Source organism: Streptococcus oralis (assembly GCF_018448765.2).
GTDB classification, from domain to species: Bacteria; Bacillota; Bacilli; order Lactobacillales; family Streptococcaceae; genus Streptococcus; species Streptococcus oralis_BM.
This window is the reverse complement of the sequence record NZ_JAHCMC020000001.1, coordinates 1,347,352-1,360,300: the sequence shown is the minus strand read 5'-3', so window position 1 is coordinate 1,360,300 and position 12,949 is coordinate 1,347,352. Positions and strand designations below refer to the sequence as shown.

10 protein-coding genes and 2 pseudogenes are annotated in these 12,949 nt (G+C 38.7%); 9 read left to right on the top strand and 3 right to left on the bottom strand.

Going from position 1 to position 12,949, the window contains the following annotated elements; all coding sequences use genetic code 11:
• Positions 1 to 13 precede the first annotated feature (13 nt).
• Positions 14 to 370 (top strand): annotated as a pseudogene (locus tag KIH88_RS06720) (transposase); the annotation flags it as partial.
• Between the two features lie 325 nt (positions 371 to 695).
• On the opposite strand, the gene KIH88_RS06715 reads toward KIH88_RS06720, so the two are convergent.
• The gene (locus KIH88_RS06715; protein WP_213988161.1) at positions 696 to 2,006 is read right to left on the bottom strand and encodes a sensor histidine kinase; all 1,311 of its coding nucleotides are present in this window, start codon (positions 2,004 to 2,006) and stop codon (positions 696 to 698) included.
• Positions 2,007 to 2,696 (bottom strand): response regulator transcription factor, encoded by a 690-nt coding sequence (locus tag KIH88_RS06710; protein ID WP_001106859.1) that lies wholly within the window; start codon positions 2,694 to 2,696, stop codon positions 2,007 to 2,009. It lies immediately after the preceding gene.
• A 171-nt stretch (positions 2,697 to 2,867) separates the two neighbouring features.
• Here KIH88_RS06710 and KIH88_RS06705 point away from each other — a divergent pair, with 171 nt between their 5' ends.
• From KIH88_RS06705 to KIH88_RS06695, 3 genes are read left to right on the top strand one after another with little or no spacing between them, the layout of a single operon-like run.
• On the top strand, positions 2,868 to 3,776 hold the full coding sequence (locus tag KIH88_RS06705; RefSeq protein ID WP_008809655.1) for an ABC transporter ATP-binding protein: 909 nt from the start codon (positions 2,868 to 2,870) through the stop codon (positions 3,774 to 3,776).
• Positions 3,776 to 4,516 (top strand): ABC transporter permease, encoded by a 741-nt coding sequence (locus tag KIH88_RS06700; RefSeq protein WP_213988160.1) that lies wholly within the window; start codon positions 3,776 to 3,778, stop codon positions 4,514 to 4,516. Before KIH88_RS06705 ends, KIH88_RS06700 begins: the two co-directional genes overlap by 1 nt.
• Positions 4,513 to 5,241, top strand: a complete 729-nt coding sequence (locus KIH88_RS06695) for an ABC transporter permease (RefSeq protein WP_213988159.1) — start codon at positions 4,513 to 4,515, stop codon at positions 5,239 to 5,241. Before KIH88_RS06700 ends, KIH88_RS06695 begins: the two co-directional genes overlap by 4 nt.
• A 115-nt stretch (positions 5,242 to 5,356) precedes the next feature.
• Here the strand turns inward: KIH88_RS06695 and KIH88_RS06690 are convergent.
• A pseudogene (locus KIH88_RS06690) lies at positions 5,357 to 6,589 on the bottom strand (ISL3 family transposase).
• Between the two features lie 146 nt (positions 6,590 to 6,735).
• Between KIH88_RS06690 and KIH88_RS06685 the strand changes: the two are divergent.
• The 5 genes from KIH88_RS06685 to KIH88_RS06665 all read left to right on the top strand — a co-directional run bounded on the left by KIH88_RS06685 (position 6,736) and on the right by KIH88_RS06665 (position 12,940).
• The gene (locus KIH88_RS06685) at positions 6,736 to 7,437 is read left to right on the top strand and encodes an ABC transporter ATP-binding protein (RefSeq protein ID WP_213988158.1); all 702 of its coding nucleotides are present in this window, start codon (positions 6,736 to 6,738) and stop codon (positions 7,435 to 7,437) included.
• Positions 7,433 to 10,141 (top strand): FtsX-like permease family protein, encoded by a 2,709-nt coding sequence (locus KIH88_RS06680; protein WP_213988246.1) that lies wholly within the window; start codon positions 7,433 to 7,435, stop codon positions 10,139 to 10,141. The genes KIH88_RS06685 and KIH88_RS06680 overlap by 5 nt, the downstream gene beginning before the upstream one ends.
• A 144-nt stretch (positions 10,142 to 10,285) precedes the next feature.
• The gene (gene rpsO / locus KIH88_RS06675; RefSeq protein WP_001018251.1) at positions 10,286 to 10,555 is read left to right on the top strand and encodes a 30S ribosomal protein S15; all 270 of its coding nucleotides are present in this window, start codon (positions 10,286 to 10,288) and stop codon (positions 10,553 to 10,555) included.
• 581 nt (positions 10,556 to 11,136) lie between these two features.
• Complete coding sequence (locus KIH88_RS06670; RefSeq protein ID WP_213988157.1) at positions 11,137 to 12,183, top strand: FecCD family ABC transporter permease; 1,047 nt, start codon at positions 11,137 to 11,139, stop codon at positions 12,181 to 12,183.
• Position 12,184: 1 nt separating this feature from the next.
• Complete coding sequence (locus KIH88_RS06665; RefSeq protein ID WP_213988156.1) at positions 12,185 to 12,940, top strand: ABC transporter ATP-binding protein; 756 nt, start codon at positions 12,185 to 12,187, stop codon at positions 12,938 to 12,940.
• The last annotated feature ends 9 nt before the right edge of the window (positions 12,941 to 12,949 follow it).

The window sequence follows — 12,949 nt, the reverse complement described above, 5'->3', positions numbered from 1 at the left end:
TCTAGGGTAATTAAAAACGATTTATCGTGCTGAAAATTTAGAAATGGCAGTACGAGCTTTAGAGGACTTTATCGCTGAATGGAAGCCAAAGTATAGGAAAGTCATGGAAAGTCTGGAGAATACGGATAATCTTTTAACTTTTTTCCAGTTTCCCTACCAAATTTGGCACAGCATTTATTCGACAAACCTCATTGAGTCTCTCAACAAAGAAATTAAACGTCAAACGAAAAAGAAGGTTCTTTTTCCTACCGAAGAAGCCCTGAACCGTTATTTAGTTACTTTGTTTGAAGATTATAATTTCAAGCAAAGTCAACGAATCCATAAAGGGTTTGGTCAATGTTCTGACACACTTGAAAGCTTATTTGATTAGCACTCCATAACTCTACTTGAGTGTTTACACATAATTATTGACAGTATCTAAAGCGTTTTTAGTGTAATTCGTATATAGTTGTTGACAAAACATTTTAACAGTAAAAGAGTGCAACTTTATTTGTTCACTCTTTTTTTGCGTATAACAGAAAAATTTTTGATAAATAGAATAGTATTGCTACTTATTTATCAAAAATTTACGATGATTAGACGAAAGAATACTTTGCCCCAAAAATAGCATTTAGAAATATTTAGAAGATAAATAATGTGTCGCAATGCTCCAAATGGTTAGTTTTCTAAGTGTAAGCTTGTTCTTAGACAGGTCATTATTCCTTTACTAAAGGTAAAGAAATGGTGACTTTTAATCCTGGATGATTGTCTAAAAAAACAATTTCACCTTGATGTAATTTAATAATTTGTTTGGTGATAACTGTCCCCATACCATGTGATTCATAATTAGTTGATTTTTGATTTAGCTCAGTAATTTTTTGAGCTGTAATATCTCCTTGATCTGCAATGACGATGAGCACTTTATTATCAGATAATTGATAAGTCAGATCAATCTGGTTAGAGCCGCTGTGCATAATACTATTAAGCAAGAGATTTCTAAAAGCTCTTGCTAATAAAGTTACCTCTCCTTTTACCAACACTGTCTCGGCAGGCAAATCAAAATGAAGTGCAATTGTTTCATAATTATTCAATATATCGGCAATTACTGTTCGTAGGACAGCAACCAAATCAAGATTGGAAAATTCGGAGTGACGCTTTTGGTTATCCAATAAGTAGCTCATATTGAGATTAGAAATCATTTCTTTCATAGTTTGAATCTGATTTTCAATTTCCTCTGTCTGCTTTCCTTTGCCATATTGCTGCTCTAACTGACTGTTATAACCTGATATGAGCATAAGAGGATTGCGTAAATCATGACTGACCCCTCTAATCCATTGCTCTTTCATCGTGTTGCTTTCTTCCAAAATATGAGATGTTTCATTGAGAGCCGTCTTAATTTCAGAGAAATTTCCCTTTTCTTTAAGAACGACATTTTGACCTTGAGATAAAGAAGTGACAGCAGTAATAATCGGCTCCATCTCCTTTTTAATACGCAACTTTGATCGGCTCAAAAGAATAAAAATAAGTAAAAGAATAATACCCAAGAAAACAAGTCCCAAACTGAGAAAATTCCTAATAAATTGCGTATTAGCATAGAAATTAAATTTTGCTAAGGAATGCTTTTTAGGATAGCCCAAAACTAAAATTTGCTGACCACGTACATAGGAGAAAACAGGGTAATCTTCTAAATACCAACGTGAAAATTTAACCATATCAGCATTCGTATAATGCCTTTTGAGTCCTTTAGGTAAATGATAAGATTGGACAATATTGCCATCTTGATTCAGTACCATAGCCCAAGTATTTTGTTTATCCATTTCAATTTTGCTGCTTTTATCAAAATTGAAATTATTCTCTTGACTCGATTGAGCGATTTTAGTGTAAAGTAGTTCCGGTTTTTCCTTTCCATAGAAACTAAAATAGGCTGAGAAAACCAAACCATAAACAAAAACAAGTCCTATGATTAAAGCCAAGATTAATAGAACATACCTGGTTAATAACTTAGTAAAAAATTTAACGGTATCCATTTAATTCACCTTTAGTTTGTAACCCAAACCTTTAACCGTTATTAAGCTTTCTGGTTTAGAAGGATTGGCTTCGATCTTTTGTCGAATCTTACGAATATGAGCCATTAGGGTATTATCATAGCCTTGGTATTGTAAGCCCCAGACTTTTTCTAAGAGTTGGTCAAAAGTGACAATGCGATTCTTATTATCATATAAGACCTTAAGAATACTGTATTCCTTAGCTGTCAGCTGAATCTCTAGTTTTCCTTTGGTAATCAAGGCTTGGCTAAAATGCACCTGGCAAGCAGGCAAAACAAGGGTATCTTCCTTTTCGGGATAGGCTCTTTTTAAGATGGAAAGAATACGCAACTCCAAATCTCTTGGACGGAAAGGCTTGATAATATAGTCATCTGCCCCTAACTCAAAGCCCTGATATTGTTTTTCTATATCGGAGATTGCCGACAAAAACAAAACAGGAACCATTGAAGTCTTACGGATGCCCTTTAAAACTTCAAATCCTGATCCTTCAGGTAGCATAATGTCTAAAATAACTAAATCAAAAGATTTTTCTTCAAATTGCTCCAAAGCTTCTTTTTGTGATTGTACACTTGTTAGATTGCTAAACCCAGCAATGCTCAATGATTCTTGCACTATTTCTAAAATTTCGGGGTTATCGTCTAAAATTAAGATCTTCTTTTCTTTATAATTCATACTATTACCTCAACAAGACTAGTATAACACATTGCTTCCTTGGTCAAGGACTTTAAAGTAAAAATTAAGGAAGAATTAAGGTAATGAACAGGTTAAAATAAAGGAGGTTCATTATAATGAAAATAGCGAAAGGATATAACATCACTATAAGATTTTTAAAGGAGAAAACAAATGAACAATTATATCGTTGAAACCAACCAATTAAGTAAGGATTTTTCAGGTGAAGTAGCCGTTAATCAGCTCTCTATTCATATTAGAAAAAATGAAATTTATGGTTTTTTAGGACCAAATGGTGCTGGTAAGAGTACTGCTATGAAAATGCTTTTAGGATTGTTGCAACCAAGCCACGGTTCCATTAAGCTCTTTGGCAAAACCTTTAATAGCAATCAAATATCACTCCTCTCAAATGTAGGTTCCCTCATTGAAGAGCCCTCTTACTATGCTAATTTGACCGGTTATGAAAATCTTGAAATTATCCAAAAATTGCTTAAATTACCAAAAAGAAATATTGATGAAGTCTTAAAGATTGTCAGACTTTTCGATCAAAAAGACAAGCTAGTTAAAAATTATTCACTAGGCATGAAACAACGTTTAGGAATTGCGTTAGCTATTGTTAAATTTCCTAAATTACTGATTTTGGATGAGCCAACTAATGGTTTAGACCCTGCCGGTATTCAAGAAATTCGTGAGCTTATCAAGTCTTTACCACAAAAATACGATATGACTATCATCGTTTCTAGCCATATTCTTTCAGAAATTGAACAGATGGCTACAACTGTTGGCATTATCAATCATGGTCAATTACTTTTTGAAGGCCACCTATCTGACCTTGAAGAAGATGAAAAATATCTGTTTGAGACCAGTGATGATGTAACTGCTAAAAGAATACTAATGTTCAATGGTTTTAATTTGGATGATGACCCAAAATTGATTATCAACGATAACAATAAAGTTAATATAGCCACTGCTATTCGACTCTTAGTTGAAAATAATGTTGATATTTATCAAGTTCGTATGATTCGTCGATCGCTGGAAGATGTTTTCCTTGATATGACAGGACGGGAAGGAAGTGTTTTGTAATGCTAAATTTGCAATTAGAATTTATCAAATTAAAAAGACGTTCTTTCTTGCTATCTTTGATTGCTATTGTAGCAGTGGGCTTGATTTGGAGTGGCGTTGTTATCAAATATGAATTACCTAAAACACATGAGGCCTATAATGCCATTTATACCATGACTTACTTGAATGATGTTATTTTGCCACTTTTCATTGCAGTTTTAGCGTCTAGACTACTGGAATTGGAACATCTAGGCAAAACTTTTAAACTCTTGCAAACCAGTAACGAAAGCCCTTGGCAACTTTTTAAGGCTAAATTGACTGTGATGGCTATTTTTGCCTTTGTTGTCAGTTTGATTCAAACGCTTTTTCTGAAATTTATTATTCAAGGCATGCAGGTCAGTGTGACACCCGTTTCATTGAGTCTCTTTTTGTTCACAACTTTTTTGGTTTGTCTCTTTCTGTCTTGTTTACATCTTTGCTTAGCTTTTATCTATCCAAAGCCAAGTGTGACAGTGGTAACAGGCTTAATTGGTTCCTTCCTGTCATTTGTAGGTATCGGCGCGTTACCATTTCCTATTCGTATTTTCATTCCTTGGCAATATTTCTCTATGATGGGAATCGCTAAACGGGTGGCTGGAACTAACACTTATCTTTTTCAATATGATAATTCTTATCCCTTTAAATTAGTCACATTATTGCTTATCATTTTTTTAAGCATCTTTGTCAGTAAAAAACTCATTGGAAAGGCGGATCTATTATGATTATTTTTGAATTTAAAAAAATCAAAAAAAGTGCTATTCCGATAACGCTAATCTTCTTTAACCTTATTGGGTCCTTATTGGGAGCAATGATTTACGCTCTCAATCGAGAGGTGCTCCTAGATGGTACACAAGCTCACGTCCTTTGGGGACAAACAGTTTTCTATTCCTCGCAGATATTTACTCCTATTCTGATCGGGATTATCTGTTCCATCAGTTGTCAATTCGAGGAAAGCAATAAAAACTGGCAGCGCTTATTAAGCATTCCAGTTAAAGCCAATCGTATCGTTTTATCAAAAATCACCAGCTTGTCACTAGTCATGGCTATTAGTCAACTGATAGTTCTTCTCTTTTATATTATTAGCGCTTTGGTTTTGAAGGTACCTTTTGCAAATTATCTACTGGACTTTTTGCTTTGGTCTATCACAGGTTGGCTAGCAACCATTACTATTGTCACCATTCAAATTTTTCTTAGTATTCGCTTAAAAAATTTCGCAGTGCCTATTCTTATATCAGCTATTTTGGCTATGGCAGGACTTATGACCCTCTTTATTGGACAAGGTCTTTTTAGAATTTTCCCTTATGCTCAGATTGCTGTTGGTGATCGAGCTCGTTCCTTAGTCCCTTTTACCTTATCTGAATTTATCCTTTTCTTAGTTGTCAATGGTGCTTATATTTTTATCTTCTATACCTTAGCAGTTAGACAGCTTAAAAAGAGATTTATTTAATCTCATTTATAGTAAAAAACAAGAAGAAAGCGAAGATTTATCGTAATTGTTATACAATTAATGATCAGCAAATAAACAGTGGGCTCATTGTCAACTGTAGTGGGTTGATGAAAAGTTACAACCTGGAGAGGACCAAATTGGTTCTCTCCTTTTTGATGTTCAAAGCAATGAGAATTCTAGTTTTAAAGTTGTCAAAGTTCCGGAAGCCAAAAGCATTTCGCTTGATGACTTTGATAAGGTTATTGGTAGCCTCTAGTTTTGCGTTTGAGTAGGGAAGTTCCAGTGCATTCATGATCTTGTCTTTATCTTTCGAAAAGGTCTTGAAAACAGTTTGAAAAATAGGATTTACAGAAGAAATTGTTTCTTCAATAAGACTAAAGAAATGTTCCGTTCGTTTCTCTTGAAAATGAAAGAGTAGGAGTTGATAGAGATTATAGTGCTCTCCAAGTTCTTGAGAGTAGGCAAGTATCTTTTCTAGAACCTCTTTATTGGTCAAGTGTGACCGAAAAGTCGGTCGATAAAATCGTTTATCACTGAGTTTACGGCTATCCTTTTGAATGAGTTTCCAGTAACGTTTCAGTGCTTTATATTCGTGCGATCTCCGATCAAACTGATTCATAATTTGTATGCGTACGCGATTCATTGCTCGATTGAGATGCTGGACAATATGAAAGCGGTCGAGAACGATTTTTGCATTTGGAAAAAGTTTTCTAGCAATATCGTAGTAGGGACTAAACATGTCCATGATAATGACTTTCACACGACTTCTCACCTGTCTAGAATAACGAAGGAAATGATTGCGAATAGTTGCTTGAGTCCGTCCATTATCGTAGTCCTGTGCAATAAAGCTCATCTTACCTTTCTTGAAGCTGTACTCATCCCAGCTCATGTGTTCTGGAAGGTGGTTAAGATCAGACTTGACCTCGAACTCTTTTAATTTACGGATGACTGTCGAAGTAGAGACCGATAAACTTTCGGCGATAGCAGTCATAGGGACTTTCTCGATTAATTTTTGAGTGATTTTCTGGTTGACGATCGTTGAGATTTGGTGGTTCTTTTTGACTAAGGAAGTCTCTGCGACAGCTATTTTTCCGCATACTTTACAACGAAAACGGCGTTTTCTCAATCAAATAAGAGTTTTGTAGCCCGCACACTCTAGATAGGGAATTTTAGATTCTTTTTGGAAGTCATATTTAGCCATTTGTCCTTGACAGTCGAGACACTTAGGAGTAGGGTAATCAAGCTTAGCGATGATTTCTTTATGTGTTTCAGCATCCAGATAATCCAAGATTATGATGTTCTTGTCTTTAATTCCGAGTATGTTTGTGATAAAATTTAATTGTTCCATAAGATTCTTTCTAATGAGGGTTTGGTCACTTTTTCATTATAGGTCTTATGGGGCTTTTTTTGTTTTTGCTTCTAGTTTCCAACTAGTTGAAAAAGCGTTATAATGATAGTAAAGAGTGACTTAATTGTAAGAAAGAGAGAAGGACAATGGCTTATATTGAAATGAAACACAGCTACAAGCGTTACCAGGTTGGAGATACGGAGATTGTGGCTAATCGTGATGTGAATTTTGAAATTGAAAAAGGGGAGTTGGTCATTATCCTTGGTGCTTCAGGAGCTGGAAAATCAACCGTTCTCAATCTCCTAGGAGGTATGGATACCAATGATGAGGGGGAGATTTGGATCGATGGTGCCAATATTGCCAACTATAGTTCGCACCAACGAACAAACTATCGTCGTGAAGATGTAGGTTTTGTTTTTCAATTTTACAATCTGGTCTCCAATCTGACAGCTAAGGAAAATGTGGAATTGGCCTCAGAAATCGTGACAGATGCCTTGGATCCTGAGCAGGTCTTGACAGACGTAGGTCTGGCTCATCGCCTCAATAACTTTCCAGCCCAGCTTTCTGGAGGGGAGCAACAGCGAGTGTCCATTGCACGCGCTGTAGCCAAGAATCCTAAAATTCTCCTTTGTGATGAACCGACAGGTGCCTTGGATTACCAGACGGGGAAGCAAGTCTTGAAGATTCTCCAAGACATGTCTCGTCAAAAAGGAGCAACAGTGATTATCGTGACCCACAATGGAGCGCTCGTTCCTATTGCAGATCGGGTGATTCATATGCGCGATGCCACGGTTAAGAGCATGACGGTCAATGAGCATCCGCAGGATATCGATACATTGGAGTATTAGCATGAAAAAAACGTATCGGAAAGACCTATTTCAGTCAGTGACGGCTTCAAAGGGACGCTTTGTTTCTATCCTGACCTTGATGATGCTGGGTTCTTTATCCCTTATTGCTCTCAAAGTGGCCAGTCCAAATATGGAACGTACGGCAGGGGATTATCTCCGTAAAGCCAATACCCTAGATCTGGCAGTGATAGCTGATTATGGCTTGGACAAAGAAGACCAAGACGAATTAAAGGCCCTTCAAGGAGCAAGTGTTGAGTTTGGTTATATGGCAGACCTAACCGTTGAAAATAGTGAAGAAGCGGTTCGACTTTATTCCAAGCCAGAGGGGATTTCAACCTTCCAAGTGACAGAAGGGCGACTGCCAGAGGCTGATGAGGAAATTGCCCTAGCCGACTTCTGGAAAGACCGCTATCAGATTGGGCAGACCATTACCTTTACTAAGAAAGAAGAAGGGAAGTCCGTCCTAAAATCCCAAACTTTTACAATTACTGGATTTGTTCAGTCGGGTGAGATGCTTTCTCAAAAAGACTTAGGGAGTGCTAGCAGTGGAAATGGAAGCTTGGCTGGCTATGGAGTGATTTTGCCCAGCCAGTTTGATTCAGATGTTTATAGTATTGCGCGTGTGCGCTATGATGATTTAAAAAATCTGGATGCTTTTTCATCAGACTATAAGACCAAACGAACCCAACATCAGGAAGAGTTGCAAGATTTACTAGCCGATAATGGTCAAAAAAGATTGGCAGGTATCAAAGCAAATGGGCAAAAGAGCCTGGAAGAAGGCAAAGAACAGCTCCAAACTGCTGAAAGCAACCTTCAAAATGGCAAGAGTCAGTTAGAGCAGGCTGAAAGTCGCTTGAAAATGCAAGAAGAACAAGCGACCGCTTTACCAGAACCACAAAAGAGTCAAGCCAAGGGACAGCTGACAAAAGCTAAGGAAGAACTAGCGACAAAAAAAGAAAAACTGTCTCAGACAGAGAGTGATCTATCTAAGGAAAAAGAGAAGCTAGAACAGCGTCAGAAAGAGTTTGATGAACTGGCAGAGCCGAAATACCACGTATACAATCGCCAAACCATGCCAGGTGGTCAAGGCTACCTCATGTACAGCAATGCATCGTCAAGCATTCGTTCAGTCGGGAATATCTTCCCCGTGGTGCTTTATATGGTCGCTGCAATGGTGACCTTTACAACGATGACTCGCTTTGTAGACGAAGAACGCACCAATGCTGGTATTTTCAAGGCCCTAGGTTACCGGAATCAAGATATAGTTGCCAAGTTTGTCCTCTATGGTTTTCTTGCAGGAACTGTGGGAACCATTTTAGGAACACTTCTTGGACATTATCTCCTTGCAGGGGTGATTTCAGATGTTATAACAGCTGGGATGGTTGTTGGAAAAAGTCACGAGTATTTCTATTGGTCTTATAGTCTCCTTGCCCTAGCTTTAAGTTGGGTATCCAGCGTTTTGCCGGCTTATCTGGTGGCGCGAAGGGAATTACACGATGAAGCAGCCCAACTCTTACTTCCAAAACCTCCCGTTAAGGGATCAAAGATTTTGCTGGAACGACTGAGCTTTATTTGGAGTCGTTTGAGTTTTACTCATAAGGTTACGGCGCGAAATATTTTCCGATATAAGCAACGGATGTTGATGACCATTTTTGGAGTTGTAGGTTCGGTGGCTCTCCTATTTGCAGGTCTCGGCATTCAGTCATCTGTTGGAGGAGTTGTCGAGCGCCAATTTGAAAAAATCCAGCAATACCAGATGATTGTAGCGGAAAAGAGCAGTGCGAGTGAACAAGAAAAAACAGATCTAGAAAGTGCCTTGCAAGCTGAATCGATCCACGCTTATCAAAAGATTTACTCTAAATCCATTGAAAAAGATTTTAAAGGAAAAGCAGGACTTCAAACCATCACCATGATGGTCACAAACAGAGAAGACTTCAAGCCCTTTATCGTATTAGAGGAAAATGGGCAAGAGGTGCAGGTCACTGATGGAGCAGTCGTGAGTCAAAAATTAGCCCAACTAGCAGGTGTTACGGTTGGAGACAAGCTGGAGCTTGATGGGAAGGAAATCAAGGTCGCGGCTATTTCTGAAAATTATGTTGGACACTTTGTTTATCTCAACCGAGCGACTTACGAACAAGTCTACGGCACCAGTCCGCAAGACAATACCTACCTAGTAAAATTAAAAGACCCAACACCTTCCAATACGGAGCAAGAAGCTGCTACCTTCATGGGAAAAGCTGCTGTTTCTGGGATCGTCCAAAATGCGACGGCCATCCATCTCTTTGAATCTGTAGCTAGTTCGCTCAATAAAACCATGGCAATCCTTGTCCTTGTTTCGGTTTTACTAGCCATTGTCATTCTTTACAATCTAACCAATATCAATGTGGCAGAACGTATTCGTGAACTTTCGACTATCAAGGTTCTCGGTTTCCATAATAAAGAAGTGACCCTCTATATCTACCGTGAGACCATGGTGCTGTCCCTTGTGGGGATTGCTCTCGGTTTGGTAGCTGGCCACTATTTACATCAATTTTTGATTCAAATGATTTCACCTGCCACCATACTTTTTTATCCACAAGTTAGCTGGGAAGTCTATGCGCTTCCAATCGTCGCAGTGACTGTAATCTTAGCCTTATTAGGCCTATTTGTCAATCACCACTTGAGAAAAGTGGATATGCTCGAAGCCCTGAAATCAGTAGAGTAATTCAAGGTTTTAAATAGTAAATCAGTTGACAAAGTCCCTGCTTCTTGGTAGAATAAGAATTGTCGTAAAGACAAATAACTTCTTCTTGGTTACAGGCATGCCAACCTGTCACTCGGATGAAGCCAAATAAAAAGGAGAAATATCATGGCAATCTCAAAAGAGAAAAAAAATGAAATCATCGCACAATACGCACGTCACGAAGGTGATACAGGTTCAGTAGAGGTTCAAGTTGCTGTCCTTACTTGGGAAATCAACCACCTTAACGAACACATCAAACAACACAAAAAAGACCACGCTACTTACCGTGGATTGATGAAGAAAATCGGTCGCCGTCGTAACTTGCTTGCATACTTGCGTAAAAACGACGTTAACCGTTACCGTGAGTTGATTAACTCTCTAGGACTTCGTCGTTAATCTGCTTTATTTTCCACTTACATTGCGTTGTCACCTTACCTCGATATACTCAAGTATAATCTTCGGTTACGGTTCCTAGCACTGTAAGGTAAAATAAACCAGATCATCTCCCTTCGGGGAGATTTTTTTATTTTCACTAGTTTTATAGTACAATCTTCGGCTTGTCGCCTAGTCTATAAACGTTTTATCCAGCAAGAATTATGATGCTAGGGGCGTTAAAAATCCGTATGAAAATAGGGAAACGACACAATGTTCGATGAACACAAGGAGTTCCATCTTTTTCGCTAGGATTTTAGCCCGAGCTCAAATTAGCTCTCTGACTTCAGAGGGCTTTTTGTTTTTATCCGCTTGCTTAGGCCGTGTTCAATTGAGCATATCTTGATAATGAAGCTACTCTAAATTGGGTAGCTTTTTTACTTTCGTCACTTTACCTCGATATACCCAAGTATAATCTTCGGTTACGATTATTAGCACTGTAAGACCAACTATATTTATTTTTCTCATCTTGTTCCATTGTTGAAAATATGGTATACTTTTTATGAGAATTTTCTAAATTTTTAATTTTGTCTAAGGAGGTTTTCATGCTTTCCAAATTTTCTGGAAGCCGACAGAACGTAAAATTTGTGTTACTTTTAGGTGTTTTGCTAGGTATTTTAGGGATTTCACTTTTTCTAGCTGTTTCTATGGGGTCCGTAGCGATTGACTTAGGAGATACCTATCGGATCATTTTGAGCAGGTTAGGATTTCCTCTTGAGATAGGAGAGGTTTCTAAGTCTACTCTTACCATTGTATGGAATATGAGATTCCCCCGAGTATTGTTAGGTCTGATAGTAGGGGCTGGACTTTCTATGTGTGGTAGCGTGATGCAGTCTACAGTTAACAATCCCATCGCAGAGCCCTATGTCTTAGGAATTTCTGCGGGTGCAACTCTAGGGGCAACCTTAAGCATCATTCTTGGTTTAAAATTGGTGATTAGCCTTGGAGCTTTCCTTGGAGCTATTTTGGCAACAATCGCTGTCCTCATCATTGCCTCTATGCAGGGCAGGATGACGACTTCTAGTCTGATCTTATCAGGAACGGTGGTCAATGCTCTCTTTCTGGCATTTTCCAACTTTATTATCTCAGTTGGCGCTAATGCGGACAGTGTGATGACCATTAAGTTTTGGACCATGGGTTCGCTTGCAGGGACCACTTGGTCTGACTTAGTCCTGCCAACTATAGTAGTAGGATTGGCCTTTCTATTTTTCTCAACTCAGTATCGTGTTTTTAATGCGATGATGATGGGAGATGAGGCTGCTTTAACTTTGGGAATTCCCTTACGCTTCTATTGGTATCTTTATGTGACCATAGTGGCTGTGCTGACAGCAGTCTTAGTGGCAACCTGTGGGATTATTGGATTTGTTGGTCTGATTACTCCTCACTTAGCTCGAGGGTTAGTAGGAACGAATTACAGGAGGCTTTTTCCCGTTGCGACCTTACTGGGTGCCCTCTTTGTTATCTGGGCAGATGTACTCTCTCGTGTCATCATTCCCAATGCTGAGCTGCCTATTGGTATTTTCACAGCCTTAGTAGGTGCTCCCTTCTTTATCTACATTGTCGGAGGTAGGCGAAGGGAGGTGAGGGCCTGATATGGACTTGATTTGTCAGGATGTCCACTTTGGACTTGGAGAGAAAAAAATCCTCAAAGGAGTTTCTCTTAAGGTTGAGGGGCATCAATTTCATACGATACTTGGGCCAAATGGAAGTGGAAAAACCAGCCTGCTTAAACTCCTCTATCGTCAGGAAAGGGCGGACAAAGGCTTGATAAGCCTAGATGGAAAACCGCTGGAGCATTGGTCACTTAAAGAAACGGCCAAGCAAATGGCAGTTGTTACCCAGTTTAATCAATTGCAGTTTGATTGTACCGTTGAGGAAATCGTCTTGCTGGGAAGAACGCCTCACCTCTCTTTTCTACAAAAGGAAAAGGAAAGGGATTATGCCCTCGTTCAAGATGCCCTCGTCAAGGTAGATATGCTTGAGAAGAAAACTCGTCTCTATTCGTCTCTTTCAGGTGGGGAGAAACAGCGAGTCTTATTAGCACGCGCCTTGGCGCAAGAACCGACTCTCTTGCTCCTGGATGAACCTACCAATCACCTGGATATCAAGTATCAGCTAGACTTGTTGGCCATTGTAAAGGAACTCAAGATTAATGTTCTAGCTGTCCTGCATGATATTCAACTTGCTTGTCGCTATTCGGATTATCTCTATCTGATGAAAGAGGGGGAAATCCTTTATCAAGGGACTCCAAAGGAGACCATTACTCCAGAGTCATTGCAAACTGTATACGGAGTTCAAAGTCAGGTTACTTGGACCGAGGATCAGCAAGCCATGATTCACTATTTATAAAAATGAAAA